Source organism: Rhodovulum sp. DZ06 (genome assembly GCF_050586345.1).
GTDB lineage: Bacteria > Pseudomonadota > Alphaproteobacteria > Rhodobacterales > Rhodobacteraceae > JBOCEF01.
Genome location: NZ_JBOCEF010000045.1, coordinates 1 through 25,648, shown reverse-complemented (window position 1 = coordinate 25,648; position 25,648 = coordinate 1). Strand labels below are relative to the sequence as shown.

The window sequence follows — 25,648 nt, the reverse complement described above, 5'->3', positions numbered from 1 at the left end:
TTTGTATACAAGAACTGTTGACAGCGTGGACAGGGCGTGGATTGTAGGATGCAGCCCGACCCAGAGCGGGCGCATTGGGAGGAAATCATGAAACTGACCCTGACCGCCGCCCTGGCGGCGCTGGCGCTTGGCGGCGCCGCGCATGCGACCGAGCTTCGCCTGTCCCACCAGTGGTCGACCGCCGACGTGCGCCACAAGGTGGCGCAGATGGTGGCCGACGACGTGGCGGCTGCGAATGTCGACCTGGAGATCAAGATCTTCCCGTCGAAATCGCTGTTCAAACCGCGCGAGCAGTACAAGCCGCTGAGCCGCGGCCAGCTGGACATGACGGTCCTGCCGCTGTCCTACGCGGGCGGCCAGCAGCCAGCCTACAACCTGACCCTGATGCCGGGCCTGGTGAAGAACCACGACCACGCCGCGCGGCTGAACGACAGCCCCTTCATGGAAGAGATCGAGAAGATCATGGAGCGGGACGACGTGATGGTCCTGGTCCACGGCTATCTCGCGGGCGGGTTCGCGGGCAAGGACAAGTGCATCACCTCGCCGGACGACATGCCGGGCCTGCAGACCCGCGCGGCGGGCAAGGCGTTCGAGCAGATGCTGGCGGGCGCGGGCGCGTCGATCGCGTCGATGGCGAGCTCGGAGATCTACAACGCGATGCAGACGGGCGTTCTGGACGCGGCGAACACCTCGTCGTCCTCCTTCGTGTCCTATCGCATCTATGAGCAGGTGAAGTGCTACACCCCGGCGGGCGAATACGCGCTGTGGTTCATGTACCAGCCGCTGCTGATGAACAAGCGCGCCTTCGACGACCTGAACGAGGCGCAGCAGACCGCGCTGATGGACGCCTCGGCCAAGGCGCAGGCCTATTACCTCGAGGAAGCCAAGAAGCAGGACGCGGCCTCGGCCAAGGTCTTCGCCGACAATGGCGTCGAGATCGCGCAGATGACGAAGGAAGAGTTCGACGCCTGGCGCGAACTGGCCAAGGAGACGTCCTACAAGGCCTTCGTCGAAGAGGTGAAGGGCGGGCAGGCGCTGCTCGACCTCGCGCTGTCGGTCGAGTGATCTGACCTGACCCCGGGGCGGCCGTGCGCGGCCGCCCCGCTTTCTTTTTCCACGGACATGACCCGGAGTGCGCCATGGCTGGCCACAGCAACGCGTCGTCGGCGAAAACCGGCGGCAACCCATTCCTGCGCGCGGTCGCCGCGCTGTCGACGCTGGCGGGCTGGTGCTCGGCCGCGATGATCGTGGCGGCGGTGGGGATCACCTGCCAGATGATCTTCGTGCGCTCGGTGCTCAACGCCTCGACCGTGTGGCAGACCGAGGCAGTGGTGTATCTCGTGATCGCGGCGACGCTGGTGGGGCTGCCTTACGTGCAGCGGCTGCGGGGGCACGTGAACGTGGACCTGGTGCCGCTGGCGCTGCCGATGCCGCTGCGCCGGGCGCTGGCGACGGTGACGCTGGGCCTGTCCATCGCGATCACGGCGCTGATGCTGTTCTACGGGTTCGAGTACTGGCACTTCGCCTGGGACCGGGGCTGGACCTCGGACACCGTGTGGGCGGTGCCGCTGTGGATCCCGTACCTGTCGATTCCCGTGGGCTTCGCGCTGCTGCTGCTGCAGCTGGTGGCGGACATGGTGGCGATGCTGACGCGCGTTGACGCGCCGTTCGGTCTGGAGGACGCGTGATGGATCCGCTCACGCTTGGGGCGCTGGTCGCCTTCATGACGATTTTCGTGCTGTTTTCGGGGGTCTCGGTGGCGCTGGGGCTGCTGATCGTCTCGGCCGGGTTCCTGCTGGCCTTCGACGGGATGCGGAGCCTCGAGCTGATGCCCGAGATCCTGTTCGGCAAGCTGGACAGTTTCGCGCTGCTGGCGATCCCGATGTTCATCATCATGGGGGCGTCGATCAGCTCCACCCGGGCGGGCGCCGATTTGTACGAGGCGCTGGAGCGGTGGCTGACGCGCGTTCCGGGGGGGCTGGTGATTTCCAACCTCGGGGCCTGCGCGCTGTTCGCGGCGATGTCGGGGTCTTCCCCGGCCACCTGCGCGGCCATCGGCAAGATGGGCATCCCGGAGATGCGCAAGCGCGGTTACCCGGACGGGGTCGCCTCGGGCTCCATCGCCGCTGGCGGCACGCTGGGCATCCTGATCCCGCCCTCGGTGACGATGATCGTCTACGGGATCGCGACCGAGACCTCGATCGGGCGGCTGTTCCTGGCGGGGGTGATCCCGGGGCTGATGCTGGTGGGGCTGTTCATGGCGTGGTCGCTGTATTCGACCTGGGCGTCGGGGAACCTGGCGCTGCTGCGGCCGCGGGCGTACTCCTGGGCCGAGAAGATCGAGGTCCTGCCGCGGGTTCTGCCGTTCCTGTTCATCATCGCGGGGGTGCTTTACGCGATGTATGGCGGCATCGCGACGCCGTCGGAAACCGCCGCCGTGGGCGCGCTCCTGTGCGTGGTGATCGCGATGGTGATCTACCGGCTGTGGTCGCCCCGGTCGCTGTGGGTGATCCTGCGCGACAGCACCAAGGAGTCGGTGATGATCCTCTTCATCATCGCCGCCGCGGGCGTCTTTTCCTACATGCTCTCGTCGCTGTTCATCACCCAGAGCATCGCGGAGTGGATCGGCACGCTGGACGCCAACCCCTGGGTGCTGATGGCGGTGGTCAACGTGTTCCTGCTGGTGGCCGGGTTCTTCCTGCCGCCGGTGGCGGTGATCCTGATGGCGGCGCCGATCCTTCTGCCGATCATCACCGCGGCGGGGTTCGACCCGATCTGGTTCGCCGTCGTGCTGACGATCAACATGGAGATCGGGCTGATCTCGCCGCCCGTGGGGCTGAACCTCTATGTCATCAACGGCATCGCGCCGGACATTCCGCTCAAGACCATCCTGGCCGGGTCGCTGCCCTTCGTGGCCTGCATGGTGCTGGCGATCCTGCTGCTGTGCCTGTTCCCCGAGCTGGCGACCTGGCTGCCCGACATGGTGATGGGAGAGGCGCGATGAGCCTGTTCGCAGACCTGCTGACCACGGTGTTCGAGCGGCGCTGGCGCCCGGGCGCCGCCCCGGACGCCGATGACCGCTCGGCCGAGGAGCTGGCCGAGGCGGTCGTGGGCGCCAAGGCCGAGGGCCGGGGGCTGGCGGCGGCGCGCGGGATCCTCGAGCGCTATGCAGGGTGGGAGGATGCGCGCAAGCTGGCGTTCTTCCGCTACATGGCGGGGGAGATGACCCTGTCGCCCGAGGCTTTGCGCGAGGCGCTCGCGGCCTATGAGGCGGGGCAGTCGCGCGCCTCCTACGGCGCGGTGATGGCGGCGGCGGAGCCGCGGCGCCAGGAGCTGATCCGGCGGCTGAACCAGGCGCCCGGCGCCACGCGGGCGCTGGTGGAGATGCGCGCGGACCTCTTGCGGCTCGGTCGGGGCGAGGACGCGCTGATGGCGCTGGACCTCGATTTCCAGCACCTGTTCCGCAGCTGGTTCAACCGCGGCTTCCTGGTGCTGCGTCCCATCAATTGGGAAAGCCCGGCGCATATCCTCGAGAAGATCATCGCCTATGAGGCGGTGCACGACATCGGCGGCTGGGACGATTTGCGCCGGCGCCTGCAGCCGAGCGACCGGCGCTGCTTCGCCTTCTTCCACCCCGCGATGCCGGACGAGCCGCTGATCTTCGTCGAGGTGGCGCTGACCCGCGGCGTGCCGGGCTCCATCCAGGCGCTGCTGGCGGATGAGCGCGCGGCGATCCGGGCGGGCGAGGCGGATGCGGCGGCGTTCTACTCGATCTCCAACTGCCAGGCGGGGCTGGCGGGGATCTCGTTCGGCAATTCGCTGATCAAGCAGGTGGCCGCGGATCTCGCGATGGAGCTGCCGGGGCTGGAGACCTTCGTCACGCTCTCGCCCATCCCGGGCTTCGGGAAATGGCTGGCGGGGACGGGGCTGAGCCCCGAGGGCGACGACGCGGTGCGCGCGCTGGCCGCCCATTACATCGCCGAGGCCAAGCGCGACGGCGGCGCGCCGCTGGACCCGGTGGCGCGGTTCCACCTGGGCAACGGCGCGGCGGTCCATGCGGTCCATGCCGGGGCGGACACCTCGGACAAGGGCCTCGCGCAGTCGCGGGGCGCGATGGTGAATTACATTTACGACCTGCCCAAGGTGGCCGAGCGGCAGGACCGCTTCGCCGCGGCGCAGGAGGTGGCGGTTTCGGACGAGGTCAAGGCGCTGTGCGCCGACGCGAAACCGATGCTGGAGGAGGCCAAGGCATGACCAACCCGCTTTATGACGAGCTGTTCGGGGCCCATGCGGGCAAGGACACGCCCTTCCTGCTGCTGCCGGGCGGCGCGGTGGTGACGCACGCGGATTTCCTGGCCCGCGCGGGCCAGTTCGCGGGGGCGATCCGCGGCGCGGGCCTGGCGCCCGGCGACCGGCTGGCCGCGCAGGTGGAGAAATGCCCCGACGCGCTGGCGCTTTATGCCGCCTGCGCGCAGACGGGGGTGGTGTTCCTGCCGCTCAACACCGGCTACACGGCGTCCGAGCTGTCCTATTTCATCGGCGACAGCGGCGCGAAGCTGGCGGTGGTGGACCCGGCCAAGGCCGGGGCGCTGGCGCCGGTGGCCGAGGCGGCCGGGGCGGCGATGATGACGCTGGGCGCGTCCGGGGACGGCTCGCTGGTGGAGGCCGCGGATGCGCTGGCGCCGGATATGGATGTGGCGGAGCGCACGGGCGAGGACCTCGCCGCGTTCCTTTATACCTCGGGGACCACGGGGCGCTCCAAGGGCGCGATGCTGAGCCAGGACAACCTGCTGTCCAATGCCAGGACGCTGGCGGAGCTGTGGCGGTTCACCGCCGAGGACGTGCTGATCCACGCGCTGCCGATCTTCCACACCCACGGGCTGTTCGTCGCGACCAACGTGACGCTGGTCGCCGGCGGCGCGCTGGCCTTCGAGGCGAAATTCGATCTGGACCGGCTGATCGAGCTGCTCCCCAAGGCCACCGCGCTGATGGGGGTGCCGACCTTCTACACCCGCCTGCTGGATGATGAGCGGTTCACGAAGGAGCTGTGCGCGAACATGCGCCTCTTCATCTCCGGCTCGGCGCCGCTCTTGGCCGAGACGCATGTGCGGTTCGAGGAGCGCACCGGCCACCGCATCCTGGAACGCTACGGGATGACGGAGACGAACATGAACGTCTCGAACCCCTATGACGGCGAGCGGCGGGCCGGGACGGTCGGCCTGCCCCTGCCGGGGGTGGAGCTGCGGATCATGGGCGATGACGGGCCCTTGCCTGCCGGAGAGGTGGGGATGATCGAGGTGCGCGGGCCGAACGTGTTCAAGGGCTATTGGGGGATGCCGGAGAAGACGGCGGCCGAGCTGCGTGCCGACGGCTGGTTCATCACCGGGGACCTCGGCGTCGTCGATGCGGACGGCTATGTGTCCATCGTGGGCCGGAACAAGGACCTGGTGATCTCCGGGGGCTTCAACATCTACCCCAAGGAGATCGAGCTGGTTCTGGACGACCAGCCGGGGGTGCTGGAGAGCGCGGTGATCGGCGTGCCGCATCCCGATTTCGGAGAGACCCCGGTGGGGGTGGTGGTGGCCGAGCCGGGCGCCTCGCCGGACCTTGGCGCGCTGGATGCGGCCTGCCGCGAGGCGCTGGCGGCGTTCAAGCGGCCGCGCAAGCTGGTGGTCGTGGACGCGCTGCCGCGCAACACCATGGGCAAGGTGCAGAAGAACATCCTGCGGGATGAGTACGCGCGGCTGTTCACGGGCTGAGGCGCCCGGCGGTGCAGATGGGAAGGGGGGCGTCGCGGCCCCCCTTTCGCGTTGCGCTGTCGTGGGTTTGCGGCCTCAGTCGTCCCAGCCGACGAAGCGGGTGAACTCGGCCGGGTCGCGGCGGCGCGAGACGACGGAATTGGCGGGGAAGCTTTCGTCCGGGAAGCCCATGGCGACGCAGGTCAGGATCACCTGGTCCTCGGGGATCTGCGCCTCTTTCCTCACCACGCAGGACTGCATGATCCCCTGGCCGTTGATCACGCAGCCGAGGCCGCGGGTCCAGGCGGCCATCACCAGCCCGAAGGTCACCGCGCCCATGTCGAAATGGGCGATGGTGGCGCCGGGCTCCATCGACTTGTCATAGGTCATGACGATGGAGACGGGGGCGTCGAACTGCCGAAAGCCGCGCATCACCCAGTCCTGGCGGGCCTCCTTGTCGTGCCGCTCGATCCCCATTTCGGCGAAGAGCTGCTTGGCGATCTCCACCTGGCGGTCGCGGTGGACGCCCTCATAGGCGCCGTGGTCCTCGATCTCGCGGTTCACGGGTTCCCCGGCGAGCATCCGGGACTGGTTGCCCTGGCGCACGCGGTCGAGGACCTCGCCCGTCAGCACGTGCATGTGCCAGGGCTGGGTGTTCATCGAGGACGGGGCGCGGTTGGCCAGCGCGATCACCTCCTCGACCAGCTCCCGCGGGACGGGGCGCGGGGAGAAGCCGCGGATGGAGCGGCGGGCGGTGATGGCCTCGTCGAACGTCATCGGGTTGGGGGACATGGCGTCTTGCGCGGTCGGGGCGAAGGACGGCTGGGCGTCTGCGGTCATGGGGCCTCCCGTGGCGTGGTGGGGCGCTCTCCCGGCGCCGTGCTCGGCGGAAGGGTAGGGCAGGGGAGGCGGGGCGTCGATACCTTTTCGGAACGGTGTTCCGCGAGGTCATCCCGCGCCCGGGCGTCAGCGCCAGTGCGGGTTGGTCCAGGCCCGGCGCCCGTCGCGATCCACCACCGTCGCCCGCAGCCAGGGCGAGGCGGCGACGCGCGAGATGTCGAGGGTCGCGCTGGTCATCGCCTGCCCGTGCAGCACCGTGGCGCGGGAGCCGCGCGCCTGCACCATCACCGCCTCGACCGGGGAGCAGCGGATGGAGAGGGTGTCGCCCTCGATATGCACCCCGTGGATTTGCGGGCCCTGCGAGGCATAGAAACGCCCGGCCTTGAGGGCGGCGAGAAGGGCCTCGGGCGCGTTCTCCTCGGCCTTCACCATGACCCAGCCGCCGAACTGGTCCGGCTCGGTGAAATGGGCGTCATCGGTGGCGATGAGCGAGAGGGGGCGGCCCTCGGACAGCAGCAGGTCGGCGATGGAGAACCCGTCCGCCCGGTCGCAGCCCACGTGGCAGCCATGGTTGTAGATCTCGACCGCGTGGGCGGCCTCGATGGAGCGGGCGTCGCTGAGGGTGAGGCCGGACCATTGCGGGTGGGCCACGGCGACGAAGGCGCCCGCGGCGCGGGCGCGGGCGGCGATCTGCGGCCCCGTCTCCTGCTCCGGGACCGGCTGGAAGCCGGGGGAATTGGAGGGGGCGAAATCGGCGGGCAGGCCGACGGCGAGGATGTGCCACAGCTCGCCGTTCTCCATCGCGCCGGAGTGGAGTTCCGCGCCGAGGAGGGTGGTGAAGCCCTTGGTGCGATAAGGGATGGTGTCCGTGACGGGATAGCCGTAGCGGCCGATGAAATGATCGGTCAGCGCGATGAAATCATACCCGGCCTCGGCATAGCGGCGGCAGACCTCCTCCGGCGGCAGGGCGCCGTCCGAGATGTTGGAATGCGTGTGCAGGTTGCCGCGGAAGAAGCGGCCGGGGGCGGTGAAGGCGTCGCGCATGGGGCTCTCCGGTGGCGGGCGGGGCAGGGGCGATTCCAAGCCGTAGCAGGGCTGCGTGACGGGGGGATGACGGATTTTCCGTCCGGCGGGGCGTGATTTACGCTGCTGCGGCGCCATATGGGGTGCCCTTCGCCGCGCCGAGCATGTATGACGCCCCATTCCCGCGCCCCCTGAGTCGTTCGGCCGCCCGTTGGTGTCCGCTGCCGCCCCCATCGGAGTCCCCGCCATGATCCCCGCCCTTGCTGATGCGCTCGCCGAGCGCGGATACGACACGCTGACCCCGGTGCAGGAGGCGGTGACGGACGCGGCGCTGTCGGGCGCGGACCTGCTGGTCTCGGCCCAGACCGGGTCGGGCAAGACGGTGGGCTTCGGGCTGGCCATCGCGCCGACGCTGCTGGGGGATGCGGACCGGTTCGACCGCGCCGGCGCCCCCGCCGCGCTGGTCGTCGCCCCGACGCGCGAGCTGGCCTTCCAGGTGATGCAGGAGCTGAAATGGCTCTACGCCCGCACCGGGGCCGTGGTCGCCTCCTGCGTCGGCGGCATGGATGTGCGCCAGGAGCGCCGGTCGCTGGAGCGCGGCGCGCATATCGTCGTCGGCACCCCGGGGCGCCTGTGCGACCACATCCGCCGCGGCGCGCTGGACCTGTCGGACGTGAAGGCGGTGGTGCTGGACGAGGCGGACGAGATGCTCGACCTCGGGTTCCGCGAGGACCTGGAGTTCATTCTTGGCGAGGCGCCGGAGGAGCGGCGCACGCTGCTGTTCTCGGCCACCGTGTCGCCGACCATCGCCCGGCTGGCCGAGGAGTTCCAGAAGGACGCGCAGCGGATCAACACCATCGACAAGGCCGCGCAACATGCCGACATCGCCTACAAGGCGCTGCGCGTCGCGGTGGGGGACGAGGACCACGCGATCTTCAACCTGCTGCGCTTCCACGATGAGGACGCGGCCATCGTCTTCGCCAACACGCGCGCGGGGGTGAACCACCTCGCCGCCCGGCTGACCAATCGCGGGATGGCCTGCGTGTCGCTCTCGGGCGAGCTGAGCCAGCAGGAGCGCACGCACGCGCTGCAGGCGATGCGCGACGGGCGGGCGCGGGTCTGCGTCGCGACGGATGTCGCGGCGCGCGGCATCGACCTGCCGAACCTCTCCCTCGTGATCCATGCGGACCTGCCGCAGAACACCGAGAGCCTGCTGCACCGCTCCGGCCGCACGGGGCGGGCGGGGCGCAAGGGCGTCTCGGCGCTGATCGTGACGCCCAGGACCTTCCGCAAGGCCGAGCGGCTGCTGGGCTGGGCCAAGATCAGCGCCGACTGGACCGTGCCGCCGGGCGCCGAGGACATCGTGCGCCACGACGAGGAGAAGATGCTGACCGCCCCCTCCTGGTCCGAGCCGCCGACCGAGGAAGAGGCGGAGTTCGCGAAGCGGCTGCTGGAGAAGCACTCGCCCGAGGCCGCCGCGGTGGCGCTGCTGCGCCTGCACCGGGAGCGGAACGCGGCCCCCGAGGACCTGCAGGACCCGGATGCGCGCCCTCCGAAGAAGGAGCGGCAGGCGTTCGGGCCGAGCCGCTGGTACGCGCTGTCGGTGGGCCGGAACGAGCGGGCGGAGCCGCGCTGGCTGCTGCCGCTGGTGCTGCGGGCGACGGATCTCGACAAGGCGGCGATCGGCGCGATCCGGGTGCGGGACGAGGAGACGTTCCTCGAGATCGCCGAGGGCGCGGCGGCGAAGTTCGAAGGCGCGCTCGGCGCGGACGGCGAGCTGGCGGACGGCATCCTGGCGCGCCCGTCCGAGGCGCCGCAGGGCGGCGGGCCGCGCGGTCCCGGCGGGCCGGGCGGCGGCGGGCGCGGTCCGGGCGGTCCGCGGGGCGGCAAGCCCCATCGCGGGCGGCGCGACGATGCCGGCCCGCGGGGCGGCGGGCGTGGTCCGGGCGGCGGCGGCAAGCCGCGGGGCAAGCCCAACTGGGACGGCCCGCGCGGCAAGGGGCGCTGAGCTGAAATGACGGACGCCGGGGGCTGGCCCCCCGGCGTTTTTCGTTTGCGGGCCTCAGCCCCAGTCGGCGGGTCAGGCGAAATCGGCGGGATCGCCCTCGAGCCGCCAGGTGGACGGGTCGCCCGCGGGCCGGTTCGGCGGCCAGGGCGAGGGCGGGGTTCCGGGCGCGCGGCCCTTGTCCCCCGCGATCACCGAGGCATGGATGCGGGCGCCGTCGGGGATCGGGCGGGCGGCGCCGCGGGTCATCGCCCAGGCCGGGCCGCCGATGGGGAAGGGCAGGTATTCCAGCGGCTTCCATTTCGGCCCCAGCGAATCGTGGACCGCGGCGGTGTGGCTTGCGGGCTGGCGCGGGTCCTCCGGCGTGCCGGCGCCGTGGACCAGCTTTTCGACCACGTGGTCGTCATAGGAGAGGCCGAGGGCGCGGGTCTCCTCGATCATCCACGCAAGGGCGGTCTTGGCGAGCCCGGCCTCGGTCTCGGGGTAGCCGCCGCCGACATCGCAATGGACGCCGGGGAACCAGACCTCCTTCGCGTCCTGGGTTCCGTCCGGGCCCTCCCCGCCCTCGGGCCAGAGGAGCGCGGTGAACATGCGGCGGCGCTCGTCCATCGCGACCGCGTGGCGGACATGGCGCACCGAGGGGTTGGCCGAGGTGGAGGCGTGGTGGCGGCGCTGCGGCAGCAGGCCCTCGGACGGCTCGATGACGGAAGACACCGTGTCGAACAGGCCGAGCAGGTGGATCGTCGGGTGCGGCGCGCGCAGCACGTTGTTGTAGAGCCCGGCGGCGGCGCGGGCCTGGTCGAAGGCGGCCTGCTGGGATTTCGACAGCCGGGCGCCGGGGATCCCGGGCTTGATCCGCTTGTAGGCGCGGTAGGCGTAGTCGACGAGGTTGAGGTTGCGCGGCTCGATCAGCCCGATCTCGTGGATGAAGCCGGCGAGCATCCGGGCGGTATAGGCCCCGCGGGAGAAGCCGAAGATGCAGATGCGGTCGGGCTCGGCGTCTTTCGGGCGGGCGGCGCAGGTTTCGACGAGGAAGCGGTAGGCCTCCTTCACGTTGGCGTCCGCGCCGTGGCCGAAGGCGAGGCCGACCGCCTCTCCGACCTTCTGGCGGATGCGGGACCAGCCGTCGGGGTCGAACATGGCGCCGACGCCGGGGTCGTAATAGACGACCTGGTCTTCCGATTTCGAAAGGCAGCCATAGAGGCGCAGGATGTTGGTGCGCTTCCTTGTGATCGAATTCGAGGTGCCGTCGAGCAGTATCGCGATGGTTCGGGCCATGGGGTCCGCCTTTTTCTGCGCCTGTTCTGGGGGTCAAGGGTACAGGCCCCGCGGCAGGGGCCCCGTGCGGCGGGGCGTCGCGCGGGGGGCGGGGGACGGGCCGGGGCGCGCGGCGGGCGGCGGCGCGGGGCGGCGGGCCGGGGGCGGCGCCGCCCGCCCGCCCCCCTCAGCCCAGCAGCAGCAGGAGCGGCGGGACGATCAGGCTGGTGAGGATCGCGTTCAGCGCCATCCCCGCCCCGGCATAGACCCCCGCGGTGCGGTTGACCTGGAAGGCCCGCGCGGTGCCGATCCCGTGCGCCGCCACCCCCACCGCGAAGCCGCGGGCGCGGAAATCGGAGATGCCGAGCGCGTTCATCAGCGGCGTCACCGTCACCGCGCCGATGATGCCGGTCAGGATCACCAGCGCCGCGGTCAGCGTCGGCAGCCCCCCGAGGCTTTCCGAGATCCCCAGCGCCACCGGCGCGGTGGTGGATTTCGGCGCCACCGAGGCGATGATCGCGTCCGAAAGCCCGAACCACTGCGCCATCAGGATCGCCGAGCCCGCCCCCGCGGCCGAGCCCGCGACCAGCGCCGCCGCCATCGGCAGGGCGGTCGCCCGCACGGCGGCGAGGTTGGCGAAGAGCGGCGCGGCCAGCGCCACGGTGGCGGGGCCGAGCAGGAAGTGGATGAACTGCGCGCCCTCGAAATAGGTGGCGTAATCGGTGCCCGTGACCGCCAGCAGGGGCGCCAGGATCAGCACCGCGATCAGCACCGGGTTGGCCCAGGGCGCCCGCCCCGCCGCGGCGGCGATGCGGTCGGCCAGCAGGTAGGCGGCGAGGGTGAGGGTCAGCCACAGCAGCGGGCCGGCGGAGAGGTAGCTCCAGATCTCGGCGACGTCGGTCATGCGCGCGTCCCCCCGGTTCCGGCGCCGGTCCCGCTCCCGTCCGCGTCCCCGCCCTTGCCGGACAGGCGCAGCGCCAGCAGGAACGCCCCGACCCCGGCGAGCAGCCCGGCGAGGGTGCTGACCACGAGGATCGCCGCCAGCGCCGCGCCGTCCTGCGACAGGACCGCGAGGTTGCCGACCACGCCGACCCCGGCGGGCACGAACAGCAGCGAGAGGTTGGCGGTGATGGCGTCGGTGACGGCGCGGATCCGCTCCTGCACCCGGGGGCGCAGGAGGAGGAGGACGAGCAGCAGCGCCATCCCGAGCACCGGGCCGGGGACGGGCAGGGCGAGGGCGCGGGCGATGACCTCGCCCGCCAGCTGGCAGGCGAAGAGGAGGAGGATCGGGACGAGGAGGGGCATGGGCGGCGGCTCCGGCGCGGGTGGAGGGGGCTGCGCCCAGCATGGGCCATGCGGCGCGCGGGGGCGAGCCGCGTGGGATGGATTTTTGGATGGTGGAAAGCGGGCGCGGCCCGGGGCGCGCGCGAGGTGGAGGGGGGCGCGGCGTGGGGCGTGCAAGGAGAAGACGGGCGCGGCGTTCGGCGGGGTGCGGCGGCGCGGCGCGCGCGGAGGTTCGGTGGAGGGCGCGCGGCGGAGGCGGCGGCGAGAGAGCGGAGAGAGCGGCGCCCGGCGGAGTCCGCGCCGGTGGACTGGCCGCGGCGCGGGCGTGGGCGGGCGGCGCCTTGGGGCGTCACGCGACGGGCTGCGCCCGCGGTCGGCCGCCCGGGCGTCCCGGCCCGGGACCCGGCGCGGGGTGTGGCGCGGGGCATGGCGCCGGGCCGCGCGCGGGATTACGCCCGGCCGGGGAACGCGCCGCGCCGCCGGGCGGATCATCGCCGGGCCGGTCGGTCCAAGGGCGGGCGCGCGGCGGCTGCGGCGGGTCCCGGCGCCTCGCCCCCTTTCAGAGCACCTCGTAGACGTCCACCTGCACCGCGGTTTTCCCCGGGCTGACGACCGAGACGAACAGCCGTTCGCGCAGCCAGGCATGGGGGCCGTCGGGGGCGTCGAAGACCGGGGCGGCGCGCAGGTAGACGGCGCCCGGCGCCACCGCCTCGCCCCGGCGCAGGGCGGCGAGGGTCTCGGCCGAGGACACCCGGATCCCGCGGTTGCGCACGAAGATCAGCGCGCCGTCCGCCGCCTCGATGGAATAGGCGGCCTCGATCCGCGAATTGCCGTCCGGGCCGATCAGCGGCCAGTCGGACCCGCCGGGCAGCACCCGCCCCGAGAGGCGCGGGCCGTGGACCCGGCCGCCGGTGATGGCGATGTGCAGCCGCTCGCCATGCGGGGCGGGCCCGGCGGAGCGGGGGGCGGCGATCTCGGCGTCGATGGTGAAGGCCCAGGCGAGGCCGGGGGTGGGGGCGCCGTTCGGCGCGCCCGTCGCCGCGGCGTTCATCCCTCGAGGCCCGAGAGCCAGTCGGACATGGCGCGCAGGGACGTGCGGGCGCGGTCGCTGAACGGCATGGCGCGCAGGTAGCCATGGATCAGCCCCGGCCCGGCGGAGAATTCCAGCGGCACGCAAGCCGCCTGCAGCGCCTCGGCATAGGCGACGCCGCTGTCGCGCAGCGGGTCGTTTTCGGCCACGGCGACATAGGACGGGGGCAGGCCCGCGTGGCTCTCGGCCAGCAGGGGGGCGACGCGGGGGTCGGAGGTGAGGAGCTCCTCCTTGCCGCCGGTATACATGCGGCCGACCGCGGGTCCGGGTTTGACGAGGGGGCCGTCGGGGTTTTCCAGGTAAGACGGCCGGGTCATGTCGAAATCGCAGGCCGGGTAGACGAGGAGCTGGGCGATCAGCGGGACCTCGCCGCGCAGGGCGATGGCGGCGGCGGCGGCGAGGTTGCCGCCCGCGCTGTCGCCGCCCACGGAGAGGCGGGCGCCGTCGACGTCCCAGCCCGCGGGGTCGGCATGGATGGCGCGCAGCACGGCGCAGACCTGCTCGAACGCCGCGGGGAAGGGGTCTTCGGGGGCGAGGGCGTAATCGACCGAGACGACGACGCGGCCGCCCCAGGCGGCGAGGCGGGCGGTGATGTCCCAATGGGTCTCGGGGGAGCCCTGCATCCAGCCGCCGCCATGCAGGTAGACATGGACGGGGAGGGGGGCGGCATCGTCTTTGGCGAGGCCCTCGGGGCGGAAGATGCGCACGCGGACCGGCCCGGCGGGGCTGTCCACGTGGCGCTCTTCTTCGGTGGAGACGCCCGCGGGGGTCTCCATCCGCATCTCTTTCGCGATCACCTCGAAGAAGGCGCGGCGGCCTGCGGGGCCTTCCTGGCCCTCGGGGAGGCGGGCCCAGGCGGCGTCCCAGGCGGCGAGGAAGGGCTCGATTTCAGGATGGATCACGGCGTTTTCCTTGCGATGGCGGCGACGGTTTCGACGGCCTGCGCGCGCAGCGCGGCCTGGCCGTCCTCGGTGAACAGGCGGTCCCCGAACAGGGCCGAGAAGGTCGGGCGGTTCGAGACGTTGAAGAAGCTGAGCGCCGAGATGGTCCAGTGCAGCGCCTCGGGGTCGAGGCCGGGGCGGAACACGCCCGCCGATTCGCCGCGGGCGAGGATGCCGCGCAGCCGTTCGATGGCCTCGGCGTTCAGGTCCCCGATCAGCTCGGAGCGCGACAGGTGCTCGGCGTGGTGGACGTTCTCGATCATCACGAGGCGGATGAAATCGGGATTGCGGCGGTGGTGGTCGAAGGTGAATTCGACGAGGCGCGCGAGGGCGGCCTCGGGGTCCAGCCCCTCGAGCCGCAGCTCCGCCTCGCCGGCGCGGACGCGGGCGTAGGCGGTTTCCAGCACCCGGGCCCAGAGCCGGTCCTTGTCGCCGAAATAGTAGTAGATCATGCGCTTGGAGGTGCGGGTGCGGGCGGCGATCTCCTCGATCCGCGCGCCCGAGAGGCCGCGCTCGGCGAACAGCTCGGTCGCCGCGCGCAGGATGTCCGCCTGCACCGCCTCGGGGTCCTGTTTCCACGACCCGCGCGCGCCCTTGCCCGCCTGTTGTTCCGGCATCCGTGCTCCTCCCCGCGTGTCGCGGGAAGCTAGCAGGAGGCAAATGGTCGGGCCAGTACAAAACGCTTGACGGAATGAAACCGATCGTACATTCCATATGTACCGGGACGGACAAAAAGGGGTGGAGGCCCCCGCCGTGCCCGGGGAGACGCGCGTTCAGGGAGGACCGCCGCATGTCGACCGACCAGCAGGGCCCGGGCGCGCCCGAAAGCGCCGAGCCGCGCGCGCTGCGCGTCGGCCTGATCGGCGCCGGCATCCAGGGGTCGCGCACGCCCGCCATGCACCGGGCCGAGGGCGCCGCGCAGGGCATCGCGCTGCGCTACGATCTTCTCGACACCGACCTGATGGACCCGCCGGGTCCGGCCATCGGCGCCCTCCTGGACCGGGCCGAGGCCGAGGGCTATGCGGGGCTGAACATCACCTTCCCCTACAAGAAGGCGGTGATGGCGGAGCTTGACGCGCTGTCCGAGGGCGCGCGGCGGGTCGGGGCGGTGAACACCGTCGTGTTCCGCGATGGCAGGCGCTTCGGGCACAACACCGACCGCTGGGGCTTCGCCGAGGGGCTGGCCCGCGGGCTGCCGGGGGCCGGGATGGGCTGCGTGCTGCTGCTCGGGGCCGGGGGCGCGGGGGGCGCGGTGGCCCATGCGCTGGTGGGCGCGGGGGCGGAGCGGCTGCTGATCGCCGACATGTCCGCGGAGGCCGCGGCGGCGCTGGCCGCATCGATCAACGCCCATGACCCGGGCCGCGCCGAGGTCGCCCCGGACCTGGCGGCGGCCGCCGCGCAGGCGGACGGCATCGTCAACGCGACGCCGATGGGCATGGCCAAGCTGCCGGGCGCGGCCATCGACCTGTCGCTCCTGGACCCCCGCCACTGGGTGGCGGACATCGTTTACTTCCCGCTCGAGACCGCGCTGCTGGCGGCGGCGCGCGCCCGCGGCTGCCGCACCCTGTCGGGCGCGGGCATGGCCGTGTTCCAGGCCGTGCGCGCCTTCGAGCTGTTCACCGGAAAGACGCCCGACGCGGCGCGCATGCGCGCGACGTTCGAATCCATGGGCGCCTGAGACCACCGCCGACACGCCGCCGGACCCGTCCGGCTTCGACGCGCAAAATGGGAGGAACCGACATGCGCTTCACCCTCACCTCCGGCCTCGCGGCCCTGGTCCTGTCCGCCTCGGCCGCCATGGCCGCGGACAAGGTCGAGCTGATCTACTCGGACACCGTGCAGGAGGGCGACATCCGCACCACCACGCTGCGGGCCGAATTCGGCGAATGCCTCGGGGACGAGTTCGACTTCAAGTCCTATCACGGCGCCACCCTGTTCAAGCAGGGCACCGAGCTGACCGCCATGCAGCGCGGCAACCTCGACATGGGGAACCTGGCGATCTTCGACTTCTACAACCAGGTGCCGTCGACCAAGATCCTGGGCGCGCCCTTCCTGTTCCGCGACTACGCCCACATGCGCGCGGCGTGGCAGAGCGGGGTTCTCGACGGGCTGCTGGCCGAGATCGAGGAGAAGGCCAACGTCAAGGTGCTGGCCAACCCCTATATCGGCGCGCGGCACCTTGGCTACAAAGGCGACGAGAAGATCATGACGCCCGCCGAGCTCGACGGCGTGAAGCTGCGCATGCCCCCGGGCGAGGGCTGGCAGCTGGTCGGCCGCGCGATGGGCGCCACCACCGTGCCGGTGCCGTTCACCGAGGTCTACACCGCGCTGCAGACCGGCGCGATCGACGGCCAGGACAACGGCTTCCCCGCCACCCGCGCGATGAAGTTCGACGAGGTCCTGACCCATATCGGCAAGACCGCGCACCTGGTGTCGAACAACCAGTTCACCATCTCGCTGGACAAGTGGAAGTCCATGACCCCGGCCCAGCAGGAGAAGGTGCAGGCCTGCGCCACCAATTTCGAGGCGGCGCTGGACAAGATCACGGTCGAGCAGGAAGCGGCGCTCGAGGCCGACATGGCGGCCAACGGCATGGTCATCTACACGCCCGACCTGGACGCCTTCCTGGACAACGTCAAGAAGGTCTATGCCGACGAGAAGCAGGACGCCGACTGGCCCGCGGGCCTGATCGACGAGATCGCCGCCGTCGGCAAGTGATCTCGCGCGGCCGAGGCGCCGGGGGGCGGCGCCCCCCGGGCCGAAGCGCGACGGGAGGGGGCGCGCGCGTCCCCTCCGCCTCCGCCGAGGCGCCCCGCCGCGGGGGCCGGGCGGCCCCTTTCCCCACAGAGACTCCCCACAGAGAGCTTAACCCATGAGCACCTTGCGCGACTGGGCCGACCGGATCTCGGGTTGGGCCAACCACCTGTCGGCGGCGCTGCTGCTGTCGATGTTCGTGGTCTTCATCCTGCAGATCCTGTTCCGCTACGTCTTCGGCCTGCCGGTGCTGTGGACGGTGGAATGGGTGACCATCGCCTGGCTGTGGGGGATCCTGTTCAGCTTCAGCTTCGTCATCAGGTCGGGCGACATGATCCGGCTGGACATCCTGTACAACGCGGCGCCGCGCGGCGCGCGGCGGGCGATGGACGTCGCCGCCGGGCTGACGGTGGCGGGGATCTTCGCCTGGACGCTGCCCCATGCCTGGGACTACGTGACCTTCATGAAGATCGAGCGCACGGCGGCGTTCCGCTGGCCGTTCGACCTTGTCTTCGCGATCTACATTCCCTTCCACGCCGCGGTCGTCGTGCGGATGCTCATGCTCGCCTGGGGCGGGCTGGTGGGCGACCGGCGCCCGGAGGACGTGGAGTCCCATCCCGAGAGCTACGACCATGACTGATCCCTTCACGCTCTCCATGATCCTGATCGCCGTGCTGGCGCTGTTCGGGGTCAGCGTCGGGCTGGCGATGTTCTCGGGCTCGCTGCTCTACCTTATAATGAAGGACGCGGTGCTGCCGCGGGGCTTCGATCCGTCGATCGGGCCCGAGCAGATGCTGCAGGGGCTGTTCAACGGCTACACGCTGCTGGCGATCCCGCTGTTCATCCTGGCCGCGGACATCATGAATATCGGCTCGCTCGCCGACCGGCTGCTGCGCTTCTGCCAGGCGCTGGTGGGGCGGTTCCGCGGCGGGCTGGGGCATGTGAACGTGGTCAGCTCGGTGATCTTCTCCGGCATGTCCGGCTCGGCGGTGGCCGACGCGGTGGGCATGGGCAAGATCGTGATCGGTCTGATGACGCGGGACGGCAAGTACAGCCCGGCCTATGCGGCGGCGATCACGGCGGCGACGGCGACGGTGGGGCCGATCATCCCGCCCTCGATCCCGATGGTGCTGTATGCGCTCGTCTCCGACCAGTCGGTCGGGTACCTGTTCGCGGCGGGCATGGCGCCGGGGCTGCTGATGGCCTTCATGATGGGGCTGGTGAATTACCTCGTCGCCCGCCGCCGGGGCTTTCCGGTGGATGACGCGGTGCCGGCGTCGGAGCTGCCGCGGGTGACGAAGGAGGCGTTCCCGGCGCTGATGCTGCCGGTGATCCTGCTGGGCGGGATCTATGGCGGGGTGATGACCCCGACCGAGGCGGCGGCGGTGGCGGCGGCCTATGCGCTGATGATCTCGGTGATCCTCTACCGCTCGGTCAGCTTCAAGGCGTTCTGGGAGACGCTGCGCGCGGGCTCCCGCTCCGCCGGGTCCATCGGCGTGCTGATCGGCGGGTCGATCACCTTCAACTACGTCATCACCCGCGAGGACGTGCCGGACCAGCTGGCGATGCTTCTGGCGAGCCTGGACCTGAGCCCGATGGGGTTCCTGCTGGCGGTGAACCTGCTGCTGCTGCTGCTGGGCTGCGTGATCGAGGGCGGGGCGATCATCCTGATCGTGATCCCGATCCTGATCCCCTCGGTGCAGGCGATGGGCATCGACCTGGTGCATTTCGGCGTGGTGGCGGTGGTGAACGCGATGATCGGGCTGATCACGCCGCCTTACGGGCTCTTGCTGTTCATCGTCTCGAACGTGACGAAGGAACCGGTGGGCAAGATCATCAAGGAGGTCTGGCCCTTCATCATCGCGCTGTTCGCGGCGCTGGCGGTGATCACCTTCGTGCCGGACTTCGTGCTCTGGTTCCCGCGGCTGATCGGCTACCAGGGCTGAGGGGCCGGGAATCCGGGCGATAGACGGGCCCGGAGACGGGGAAGGGGCGCCTTGCGGGGCGCCCTTTTCGCGTCGTTCTTCGCGTCGCCCTCTCGCGTTGCGGGCGGGCGGGCTTGCGCGGGGGGCGCGCTCAGGGCGCGGGGTCGGCGGCGATGGCGAGGGTTTCGGCCGAGACCGGCGCGGCGAAGATGGCGGCGACGGAATCGATGCAGCAGGCGACATGCAGCGCGATGCGCCGGTCGTCGAGCGCGTCGGGATCGGCCTCGATCCGGTCCTCGAGATTGGCGGCGGCGTCGATGGCGACGGCGTTGGCGTGGATGTAGCGGTGGACCAGCACCTGGGTCGGCACCTCGGGCATCTTCGCGCGCAACATGCGGAAACAGGCGCGCAGGCCGGAATCGTAGCCCTTGGACAGGATCGCGTTCAGCACCTCGTGGCGCTGGTGGACCTGCTTGATGAAGCGGCGCGAATAGGTGGGGCGGCCGCGCGCGAGGCCCTGGAACTGCGGCAGGGCCAGCGCGCGGGCGACGCCGCGGATGGTCTGCGGCAGGTCGGGGGCCTCGGCCTCCAGCGCCTTGAGCATGTCGTGGCGCATCGCGTTGCGCCCCTCGGTGCGCAGGGCGACGATGGTTTCCAGCAGCCCGTCGCGGGATCCGAAATGGTAGTGGACGGCGGAGACGTTCTTCTGCCCCGCCTCGGCCACGACCTGGCGGATGGAGACGGCGTCGACGCCGTGCAGGGCGTAGAGCCGCTCGGCCGTCTCGATCAGTTTCTCGCGCGCCTCGGCCATCGGAACGTCATCCCCCTGGATGGAAGCCTGCCAGAAGGGGGCGGCGGGCGCCAGTTCTCCGTCCACGCCGTGAACGGGGCTGCGGGGGGCGTCGCCGCCCCCCGCGCAGGCGTCACATCTTGCCGCCATAGACGGGGAAGACGCTGTGCTCTCCGTAGTCCTTGATGGTTTCGATTTCCTTGAGCGCCTGCATGTCGGCGGCGGAGATCTCGAAATCCACCTCGGCGTTCGCGGCGATATGCGCCGGGGTCGCCGATTTCGGCAGCGGCAGGAGGCCGAGCTGCAGCAGGTAGCGGATGCAGAGCTGCGGGATGGAGACGCCGTATGTCGCCGCCATCTCGCCGACCTTCTCGTTCTTCAGCACCTCGCCATGGCCGATGGGGGAGTAGGCCTCGACCAGCACGCCGTTCGACTGGCAGAAGTCGATCAGCGCGGCGGGGGTGTTGGAGACGTGGGCGAGGACCTGGTTGACCATCGGCTTGACCGAGGCGTTGTCGAACAGGTTCTGCAGGTCTTCCTGCTGGAAGTTCGAGACGCCGATGGCGCGCAGCTTGCCGGCCGCGTGCGCCTCCTCCAGCGCGCGCCAGGCCTCGAGATTGCCGTCGAAGAAGCGGTCCTCGTCGCCGAAATTCCGCCAGGGCTGGGGCGAGTGGATGATCATCATGTCGATCACGTCGAGCCCGAGGGTCTTCAGCGAGCCGTCGATCGCGGCGACGGCCTCGGCGTAGGACTTGATCCCGGCGTCGAGCTTGGTGGTCACGAAGAGCGCGTCGCGCGCCACGCCCGCCTCGCGCACGCCGCGGCCGGTCCCGGCCTCGTTGGCATAGGCCTGGGCGGTGTCGACATGGCGGTAGCCCGCGTCGACCGCGGCCTTCACCGCGGCGGGGGTGGCGTCATCCTCGATCATCCAGACGCCGAGGCCGAGCTTCGGGATCTCGACGCCGTTGGACAGGGTGTAGGTTTCGGAGCGGATCATGGTCTCGCCTTTCCTTGCCGGTGGGCGGCGCGCGCGGGGGGGCGCCGGGTCGTTGCACCGGAAGGTAGGCCCTGGCGGGCGCGGGCATTAGGGGGGCGCGCGTCACGCCGTTGATGAGCGGCGCGCATCAATGGGCGCGATTCAACGGCCGCGGGGCGGACTCGCCGGGCAGGGGGGCGGGGTCAGCCGTCGCGGGCCGCGGCGGTTTCGATGACGCTCCAGGCCGCTTCGTCGAGCTGCGGGAAGCAGACCTGGCAGGTCCCGCCCTGGCGCAGCCCGTCGATGCGGGCATGGCCGTCGGCGTCGAGGGTCCCGGTCACCTCCTGCCCGTCGGGGAGGCGGACGCGGAACTCCTCGCCCGCGACGGGCTGGTCGTCCTCGTCCACCAGCTCGATCTCGATCCAGCGGCGGGGCCGGGCGTCGGCGCCCTGGCCGAGGGGGCAGGGCTGCACCGGGTCGCCGACCGGCTGCGATCCGAACCCCCCGCTCATCGCGGATCCGCCCCGGCGGCGCGCCGGGCGCGGGCCTGCTGCCAGGCGGCGAAGCGCGACAGGCGGTCGGCGGGGTCCGCGCCATGCTGCGACAGCAGGCGGGCGGCGGGGTCGGGCAGGGGCGGGGCGAGGGCGTCGGGGCGGGCGGCGGTGCGCAGCTCGATCAGCCGCACCACCTCGGCCTCGCTGCGCAGCCCGAAGCGGCGGGCTTCGTCCATCCCCTGGTCGATGATCGCGTCGAGCGGCGCCGCGGCCGGGTCGCCCCCCGCCGCCGCGGCCCGGGCGGCGAGATGGGCGTGCAGGCGGCGCCGGAAGTCGTCGCGCCGGTCCGCCCCCAGCCGGTCAAGTTGTTCTTGCGAAATCCTGAGCATGTCGCGCCAAGCGCCCGTTTTGCTGGTGGGATGTTCTGACGAATCGCCGTATGGTAGACCGAAAGGCAGAGACGTGGGGACGTTTCTTCTGGGGAATCTTCTGGGGAAAAACACGCATGGCCATCCGGTATACATGCGGCGATGGGGAGTGCCTGCCCGCCATCGCCGAACTTCACGGGCATTTTCCGAAGACCGTCTGGGCGCATCCCGACAATGCCGGCCTGCGCGCGGCGCGGCGCTATGGCGAGGTGCTGCGCCCCGGCGACGTGGTGGTCATTCCCGACATCGCGCCGGCCGAGCGCGCGGCCGGGACCGGCCTGCGCCACCGCTTCCGCCTGCGCGGGATCCCGGAGCTGTTCCGGCTGCGCCTGCTCGACGCGCTGGGGCGGCCGCGGGCGGGGTTGGATTTCGCGCTGCTGGTCGGGGGCGTGCGGCACGAGGGGGTCACCGACGCGCATGGGCGGCTGGAGGTTCCCGTCCCGCCCGACGTGCAGCGCGGCGAACTGGAGGTGACCGAGCGCGGCGCGGTGGAGCGTTATGCGCTGACCTTCTCTCGGCTGCGGCCGCAGGACGGGACCGACGGGCTGCTGCAGCGGATGGTCAATCTCGGCCTCCTCGCCCCGGGCGAGCGGGACCCGCAGGCCTGCGCCGCGGCGCTGCGCGCCTTCCAGCAGAAGCGGGGGCTGGAGCCGACCGGGCGGCCCGACGCGGCGACGCTGGAGACGATGGAGCAGGTCTATCGGGGCGAGGCCTGACGGGCCGGGCGGGCCGGAAGGGCCGGGCCGGGGCGGTATGCGGACAGGGGCGCGAACAGGGGGGCGGCGATGATCTGCGCGCGGTGCGAGGAGGACGAGACGGAGTGCGACTGCCCCGGCGGGCCGCACCCGGCCGGGCGCAACGCCCGCGTGATGCGCAGGCGGGCCGTCGCCGGGCGGGCGCTGCGCGCTGCGGCCGCGCCCTATGGCGCCCCCCCCGCGCGCCGCGGCGGCGGGATGAAGCGGGCGCGCAGCGCCTCGCCCCCCCCGCGCGAGGCGCTGGAGGAGATGTCCGGGGCGGAGGAGAGCGACGGCGAGGGGGACGCGATGGACGGTCTCGACGCCGCGCCGTCCTGGTCCGGGACGGAGTCGGAGACCGGGGAGGAGAAGGAGGAGGCGCGCCGCGTCAATATCGGCGACCCGATGAACACCTTCGCCGCCCCCGGCCTGCGGATGCGCACCGGGTTCTGGAACGTGCAGAACTTCACCGGGGACCTGGTGAAGCAGGGGATGCAGGTGCGGCGCGAGCCGCTGGACTCGGACCGCAACGCGGTGCGGCTGGAGTTCCTCGCCGACGTGATCCTGGGCCTCGAGGTCGACAGCTTCGTGATCCTGGAGATGGGCTCGGACGCGCAGGCCTTCCTCGACGCGCTGGCCGACCGGCTGAACGCCGCCTGCGCCGGCGACGGGCGGCCCGAATGGACCAATGACATCAGCGTCGACAGCGGCGCGCTGGTCGAGCCGCCGACCGGGGCGTTCGACGTGGACCTCTCGGCCTGGGGGGACGTGGAGCGGCGGGTCTGGGCGCTGCAGGCGCTGCTGCCGTATTACCGGATGCTGCCGGAGCATTACGTGTTCGACCCGCCCTCGGGGCAGCGGCGGCTGGACGCGCAGATCTGGCTGGCGAAGGAGCATCGGCGGCTGCACGCCGCGCTGGTCCTGCTGGACAAGGCGCAGGACAAGCCCGCCGACCCGGGGGAGTTCGACCTGCGCATCCTGGCCGCGCTGCACGCGGACGGGCTGCTGCCGCCGGGGCTGGACCCCGCGGACCCGATGGCGACGCCGCCGTCGCCGGACCATCCGCATTTCACCCTGTGGATGCTGATGGCGATCGGGCGCGACGATTTCATGGAGCTGGTCGCGGGGCTCGGCGAGTTTCACGCGGGGCTGCTGAGCCTGCACGCGGTGATCTGCCAGGCCGGGGTGCGGATGGCGCCGCGTCCCGATCACCCGGACGGGCCGCCGCCCGAGGACGGGCCGCTGCACGCGCTGCGCATCCTCGGGGTCTATGTCGGCCGCTACGAGAAATACGGCGCCGTGCGCCGCGGCCGGCCGCTGCAATGCCTGCTGCACGACATGGTGGAGACCGAGGCGCGGACCGTGGGGCGGCGGCTGAACGGCCGCCCGGCCTGGGACGTGAAGCTGCCGATGAGCGCGGAGGCGGTCCGGGCCTTCCTGATCCACGCGATGTGGACCCCCGCCGCCTCGGGGGGCGGGCCGGACCCGGACCGCGGCCGCTCGCCCGAGGACCTGCGGGTGGAGACGCTGGCCCTTCAGGCCGAGGCGGGCGCGGGGGCGGACGGGCCGGTCTTCATCGCCGGGGACGCCAACGTGCCGCGCCGCAAGCTGGCCGATCTCGACGCGCGGATGGGCGCCCATGGCTTTCGCCGCAGCGGCGCGGTGGAGAACACCACCCTGCGCCAGGAGAAGACCATCCGCACCGCCGCCCCGGGCGATGACGGGGCGTTCCTGAACGAGCCCTATGACTGCGTCTACGTGAACCGCGCGCGGGAGGGGGAGTACACCTGCCACGTCCATTTCCCCTGCTGGGAGGAGCGGGTGATGCGCGCCGCCTTCATCGCCCGGATGGTGGAGCACGAGGTGGTGCGCGACTGGTATGTCGAGCTGCTGCGCGAGGCGCTGCTGCCGATCTGGCACATGGCCTGCCGCAGCCGCACCGCCTTCCCGAAGGCGCGGGCGGCCGAGCGGGCCAGGGCGGCGGCGCTGGTGGAGAAGCCGCCCGGCAGCCTCGAGGACTGGCGCGGGCTGATCGCGGCGCTGGAGGCGCTGGCCGGGGAGCTCGGGGACCGGCTGCCCGCGGAGGTCCGGGCGGAGATCGCGCGCTTCACGGACCTGGGGATCGAGACCCGGCGGCTGTTCCTTCTGTTCCACCGCAGGTTCATCAGCGATCACCGCCTGGTGCTGATCGACGTGGCGAAGCGGGGCTGGGAGGCGCCGTGGACCGGCGACCGGGCCGGGGATGTCGGCGCGCTGAAGGGCAAGGTTTCCGCCGACCCCTTCGCGGCGCCGGCGGAGGAGGACGGGCGGGCGGACGCGGTCACCCCCGCGGGGAACGGGCGGCGGCGCTGCCTGGCGCAGGGCCGGAACACCTGCGGGATGCGGGCGGTGTTCAACCTGCTGGACGATGACCCGGCCGGGCCGGACGCGCATGACCGGCTCTGGGCGCTGGCGGCGGCGACGCTGGCCCCGGGCGGCGGCTTTGACGTCGGCATGGCGGTGAACATGGCCGATGACGAGGTGGCGCGGGTGATCGAGCGTGCCGGGCACGACGCGACCATCCCGGTGGTGGCGCAGTTCCTGCAGCTCGACGCGATGCTGGAGGGGGTGATCGGGGCCGACCCGGGGGTCGCGGGGCTGCGCCTGTTCCGGGACGCCTGGCGGGCCTGGGACGGGGGCGGGCGCGTCGGGCCGCCCCCGGCGGGCGAGCTGCGCCTGGTGATGCACACCAGCGCCGACTGGCCGGCCTTCCGCCGGCGCGGGGTGGGGCACTGGTTCGCGGTGCGGATCCGCGTGGGCGCGGCGGGGGGGCTTGAATACGTCTACATGGATTCGCTGGACCGCGCGGTGGACCGCCGGGCGCTGATCGAGGCGTTCATCGACAGGTTCATCGCCTGACCCGGGACGGCGCGCGAGTCGCGACGGGGGGCGAGTCGCGTCTCTTGGGGCGGGCGAGCGGGGGAAGCGCGGGGCGAATCCGGCGATCCGACTCGCGCGGGGCGGTTTTTTTCGCCTGCGGCGGGGTGGGCGCCGTAACGGAAGGCGCCGCGCCGGGGGCCTGTCGGGGGCGCCCGCGGCCCCGACAGACCCCCGGCGCGCCGCGGATCGGCGACGGCGGCGATCCCGGGGCGGGGGCGCGAAACCTGCGCTCAGCGGCCCCGAAAGCGCCCGAAAGCGCCCCTGGACGCGCCCGGAGCGGCTTAAGCCGCGCCTGCCGCGCCGGGGCGGCGGCGGGGCCCGATCCGGGCCGCTCCGAAAATTTCCCCGCCCCGCTCATTTTCCTGTTGCAGCCCCTGATCGCGGCCCATATACACCGCCCTCACCGGAGCCGAGGCGGTCGCCACGGGGTCGGGACGGAGACGGAAAGCA

24 protein-coding genes are annotated in these 25,648 nt (G+C 71.8%); 12 read left to right on the top strand and 12 right to left on the bottom strand.

Going from position 1 to position 25,648, the window contains the following annotated elements:
* The first annotated feature begins 87 nt into the window (after positions 1–87).
* From dctP (ACQ5SO_RS17025) to ACQ5SO_RS17005, 5 genes are all read left to right on the top strand, one after another.
* On the top strand, positions 88–1,065 hold the full coding sequence (dctP, locus tag ACQ5SO_RS17025) for a TRAP transporter substrate-binding protein DctP (RefSeq protein ID WP_430942831.1): 978 nt from the start codon (positions 88–90) through the stop codon (positions 1,063–1,065).
* A 74-nt stretch (positions 1,066–1,139) separates the two neighbouring features.
* Complete coding sequence (locus tag ACQ5SO_RS17020; protein WP_430942830.1) at positions 1,140–1,688, top strand: TRAP transporter small permease; 549 nt, start codon at positions 1,140–1,142, stop codon at positions 1,686–1,688.
* Entirely contained in the window at positions 1,688–3,004 is a 1,317-nt protein-coding gene (locus ACQ5SO_RS17015) for a TRAP transporter large permease (protein WP_430942829.1), read from the top strand. Before ACQ5SO_RS17020 ends, ACQ5SO_RS17015 begins: the two co-directional genes overlap by 1 nt.
* Entirely contained in the window at positions 3,001–4,254 is a 1,254-nt protein-coding gene (locus ACQ5SO_RS17010; protein ID WP_430942828.1) for a malonyl-CoA decarboxylase domain-containing protein, read from the top strand. The genes ACQ5SO_RS17015 and ACQ5SO_RS17010 overlap by 4 nt, the downstream gene beginning before the upstream one ends.
* Entirely contained in the window at positions 4,251–5,759 is a 1,509-nt protein-coding gene (locus ACQ5SO_RS17005; RefSeq protein WP_430942827.1) for a malonate--CoA ligase, read from the top strand. Before ACQ5SO_RS17010 ends, ACQ5SO_RS17005 begins: the two co-directional genes overlap by 4 nt.
* Before the next feature lie 75 nt (positions 5,760–5,834).
* On the opposite strand, the gene ACQ5SO_RS17000 is transcribed toward ACQ5SO_RS17005, so the two are convergent.
* Together ACQ5SO_RS17000 and ACQ5SO_RS16995 are read right to left on the bottom strand one after the other, a co-directional pair.
* On the bottom strand, positions 5,835–6,578 hold the full coding sequence (locus tag ACQ5SO_RS17000) for a nitroreductase (protein ID WP_430942826.1): 744 nt from the start codon (positions 6,576–6,578) through the stop codon (positions 5,835–5,837).
* A gap of 126 nt (positions 6,579–6,704) precedes the next feature.
* Positions 6,705–7,622: a CehA/McbA family metallohydrolase gene (locus ACQ5SO_RS16995; protein ID WP_430942825.1), complete on the bottom strand. Its 918-nt coding sequence runs from the start codon at positions 7,620–7,622 to the stop codon at positions 6,705–6,707.
* A gap of 226 nt (positions 7,623–7,848) precedes the next feature.
* Here ACQ5SO_RS16995 and ACQ5SO_RS16990 point away from each other — a divergent pair, with 226 nt between their 5' ends.
* Positions 7,849–9,609, top strand: coding sequence for a DEAD/DEAH box helicase (locus ACQ5SO_RS16990; protein ID WP_430942824.1), 1,761 nt, complete (start codon positions 7,849–7,851; stop codon positions 9,607–9,609).
* A 72-nt stretch (positions 9,610–9,681) separates the two neighbouring features.
* On the opposite strand, the gene ACQ5SO_RS16985 is transcribed toward ACQ5SO_RS16990, so the two are convergent.
* From ACQ5SO_RS16985 to ACQ5SO_RS16960, 6 genes are all read right to left on the bottom strand, one after another.
* The gene (locus ACQ5SO_RS16985) at positions 9,682–10,884 is read right to left on the bottom strand and encodes a T6SS phospholipase effector Tle1-like catalytic domain-containing protein (RefSeq protein WP_430942823.1); all 1,203 of its coding nucleotides are present in this window, start codon (positions 10,882–10,884) and stop codon (positions 9,682–9,684) included.
* A 166-nt stretch (positions 10,885–11,050) separates the two neighbouring features.
* Positions 11,051–11,767: an LrgB family protein gene (locus ACQ5SO_RS16980; RefSeq protein ID WP_430942822.1), complete on the bottom strand. Its 717-nt coding sequence runs from the start codon at positions 11,765–11,767 to the stop codon at positions 11,051–11,053.
* On the bottom strand, positions 11,764–12,168 hold the full coding sequence (locus ACQ5SO_RS16975; RefSeq protein WP_430942821.1) for a CidA/LrgA family protein: 405 nt from the start codon (positions 12,166–12,168) through the stop codon (positions 11,764–11,766). Before ACQ5SO_RS16975 ends, ACQ5SO_RS16980 begins: the two co-directional genes overlap by 4 nt.
* A 538-nt stretch (positions 12,169–12,706) precedes the next feature.
* Entirely contained in the window at positions 12,707–13,198 is a 492-nt protein-coding gene (locus ACQ5SO_RS16970) for a DUF3237 domain-containing protein (protein WP_430942820.1), read from the bottom strand.
* Complete coding sequence (locus ACQ5SO_RS16965; protein ID WP_430942819.1) at positions 13,195–14,139, bottom strand: alpha/beta hydrolase; 945 nt, start codon at positions 14,137–14,139, stop codon at positions 13,195–13,197. The genes ACQ5SO_RS16970 and ACQ5SO_RS16965 overlap by 4 nt, the downstream gene beginning before the upstream one ends.
* Positions 14,136–14,795, bottom strand: coding sequence for a TetR/AcrR family transcriptional regulator (locus ACQ5SO_RS16960; protein WP_430942818.1), 660 nt, complete (start codon positions 14,793–14,795; stop codon positions 14,136–14,138). The genes ACQ5SO_RS16965 and ACQ5SO_RS16960 overlap by 4 nt, the downstream gene beginning before the upstream one ends.
* 173 nt (positions 14,796–14,968) lie before the next feature.
* Between ACQ5SO_RS16960 and ACQ5SO_RS16955 the strand changes: the two genes are divergently transcribed.
* The 4 genes from ACQ5SO_RS16955 (at position 14,969) to ACQ5SO_RS16940 (ending at position 18,878) form a co-directional block, all read left to right on the top strand.
* Complete coding sequence (locus tag ACQ5SO_RS16955; protein WP_430942817.1) at positions 14,969–15,856, top strand: shikimate dehydrogenase; 888 nt, start codon at positions 14,969–14,971, stop codon at positions 15,854–15,856.
* A gap of 62 nt (positions 15,857–15,918) precedes the next feature.
* Entirely contained in the window at positions 15,919–16,896 is a 978-nt protein-coding gene (dctP, locus tag ACQ5SO_RS16950; RefSeq protein ID WP_430942816.1) for a TRAP transporter substrate-binding protein DctP, read from the top strand.
* A gap of 154 nt (positions 16,897–17,050) precedes the next feature.
* Complete coding sequence (locus ACQ5SO_RS16945; protein ID WP_430942815.1) at positions 17,051–17,572, top strand: TRAP transporter small permease; 522 nt, start codon at positions 17,051–17,053, stop codon at positions 17,570–17,572.
* Entirely contained in the window at positions 17,565–18,878 is a 1,314-nt protein-coding gene (locus ACQ5SO_RS16940; protein ID WP_430942814.1) for a TRAP transporter large permease, read from the top strand. Before ACQ5SO_RS16945 ends, ACQ5SO_RS16940 begins: the two co-directional genes overlap by 8 nt.
* Positions 18,879–19,008: 130 nt before the next feature.
* Here the strand turns inward: ACQ5SO_RS16940 and ACQ5SO_RS16935 are convergent, their stop codons facing one another.
* From ACQ5SO_RS16935 to ACQ5SO_RS16920, 4 genes are all read right to left on the bottom strand, one after another.
* Positions 19,009–19,668 (bottom strand): TetR family transcriptional regulator, encoded by a 660-nt coding sequence (locus tag ACQ5SO_RS16935; RefSeq protein ID WP_430942813.1) that lies wholly within the window; start codon positions 19,666–19,668, stop codon positions 19,009–19,011.
* A gap of 112 nt (positions 19,669–19,780) precedes the next feature.
* A complete protein-coding gene (locus ACQ5SO_RS16930; protein ID WP_430942812.1) occupies positions 19,781–20,644 on the bottom strand; it encodes an aldo/keto reductase in 864 nt (287 codons plus the stop codon).
* 182 nt (positions 20,645–20,826) lie between these two features.
* On the bottom strand, positions 20,827–21,135 hold the full coding sequence (locus ACQ5SO_RS16925) for a hypothetical protein (RefSeq protein WP_430942811.1): 309 nt from the start codon (positions 21,133–21,135) through the stop codon (positions 20,827–20,829).
* A complete protein-coding gene (locus tag ACQ5SO_RS16920) occupies positions 21,132–21,506 on the bottom strand; it encodes a hypothetical protein (RefSeq protein WP_430942810.1) in 375 nt (124 codons plus the stop codon). The genes ACQ5SO_RS16925 and ACQ5SO_RS16920 overlap by 4 nt, the downstream gene beginning before the upstream one ends.
* Before the next feature lie 116 nt (positions 21,507–21,622).
* Between ACQ5SO_RS16920 and ACQ5SO_RS16915 the strand changes: the two genes are divergently transcribed.
* Positions 21,623–22,261, top strand: coding sequence for a peptidoglycan-binding domain-containing protein (locus ACQ5SO_RS16915; protein ID WP_430942809.1), 639 nt, complete (start codon positions 21,623–21,625; stop codon positions 22,259–22,261).
* 69 nt (positions 22,262–22,330) lie between these two features.
* Positions 22,331–25,177 (top strand): hypothetical protein, encoded by a 2,847-nt coding sequence (locus ACQ5SO_RS16910; protein WP_430942808.1) that lies wholly within the window; start codon positions 22,331–22,333, stop codon positions 25,175–25,177.
* Positions 25,178–25,648 lie beyond the last annotated feature (471 nt).

Coding starts and splice junctions, on each gene's coding strand:
- ACQ5SO_RS16970 (WP_430942820.1), bottom strand. CDS start 13,198: ATGAACGCCGCGGCGACGGGCGCGCCGAACGGCGCCCCCACCCCCGGC.
- ACQ5SO_RS16995 (WP_430942825.1), bottom strand. CDS start 7,622: ATGCGCGACGCCTTCACCGCCCCCGGCCGCTTCTTCCGCGGCAACCTG.
- ACQ5SO_RS16945 (WP_430942815.1), top strand. CDS start 17,051: ATGAGCACCTTGCGCGACTGGGCCGACCGGATCTCGGGTTGGGCCAAC.
- ACQ5SO_RS17015 (WP_430942829.1), top strand. CDS start 1,688: ATGGATCCGCTCACGCTTGGGGCGCTGGTCGCCTTCATGACGATTTTC.
- ACQ5SO_RS16985 (WP_430942823.1), bottom strand. CDS start 10,884: ATGGCCCGAACCATCGCGATACTGCTCGACGGCACCTCGAATTCGATC.
- dctP (WP_430942816.1), top strand. CDS start 15,919: ATGCGCTTCACCCTCACCTCCGGCCTCGCGGCCCTGGTCCTGTCCGCC.
- dctP (WP_430942831.1), top strand. CDS start 88: ATGAAACTGACCCTGACCGCCGCCCTGGCGGCGCTGGCGCTTGGCGGC.
- ACQ5SO_RS17000 (WP_430942826.1), bottom strand. CDS start 6,578: ATGACCGCAGACGCCCAGCCGTCCTTCGCCCCGACCGCGCAAGACGCC.
- ACQ5SO_RS16975 (WP_430942821.1), bottom strand. CDS start 12,168: ATGCCCCTCCTCGTCCCGATCCTCCTCCTCTTCGCCTGCCAGCTGGCG.
- ACQ5SO_RS16955 (WP_430942817.1), top strand. CDS start 14,969: ATGTCGACCGACCAGCAGGGCCCGGGCGCGCCCGAAAGCGCCGAGCCG.
- ACQ5SO_RS16940 (WP_430942814.1), top strand. CDS start 17,565: ATGACTGATCCCTTCACGCTCTCCATGATCCTGATCGCCGTGCTGGCG.
- ACQ5SO_RS16930 (WP_430942812.1), bottom strand. CDS start 20,644: ATGATCCGCTCCGAAACCTACACCCTGTCCAACGGCGTCGAGATCCCG.
- ACQ5SO_RS16935 (WP_430942813.1), bottom strand. CDS start 19,668: ATGGCCGAGGCGCGCGAGAAACTGATCGAGACGGCCGAGCGGCTCTAC.
- ACQ5SO_RS16925 (WP_430942811.1), bottom strand. CDS start 21,135: ATGAGCGGGGGGTTCGGATCGCAGCCGGTCGGCGACCCGGTGCAGCCC.
- ACQ5SO_RS16980 (WP_430942822.1), bottom strand. CDS start 11,767: ATGACCGACGTCGCCGAGATCTGGAGCTACCTCTCCGCCGGCCCGCTG.
- ACQ5SO_RS16960 (WP_430942818.1), bottom strand. CDS start 14,795: ATGCCGGAACAACAGGCGGGCAAGGGCGCGCGCGGGTCGTGGAAACAG.
- ACQ5SO_RS16920 (WP_430942810.1), bottom strand. CDS start 21,506: ATGCTCAGGATTTCGCAAGAACAACTTGACCGGCTGGGGGCGGACCGG.
- ACQ5SO_RS17010 (WP_430942828.1), top strand. CDS start 3,001: ATGAGCCTGTTCGCAGACCTGCTGACCACGGTGTTCGAGCGGCGCTGG.
- ACQ5SO_RS17020 (WP_430942830.1), top strand. CDS start 1,140: ATGGCTGGCCACAGCAACGCGTCGTCGGCGAAAACCGGCGGCAACCCA.
- ACQ5SO_RS17005 (WP_430942827.1), top strand. CDS start 4,251: ATGACCAACCCGCTTTATGACGAGCTGTTCGGGGCCCATGCGGGCAAG.
- ACQ5SO_RS16915 (WP_430942809.1), top strand. CDS start 21,623: ATGGCCATCCGGTATACATGCGGCGATGGGGAGTGCCTGCCCGCCATC.
- ACQ5SO_RS16990 (WP_430942824.1), top strand. CDS start 7,849: ATGATCCCCGCCCTTGCTGATGCGCTCGCCGAGCGCGGATACGACACG.
- ACQ5SO_RS16910 (WP_430942808.1), top strand. CDS start 22,331: ATGATCTGCGCGCGGTGCGAGGAGGACGAGACGGAGTGCGACTGCCCC.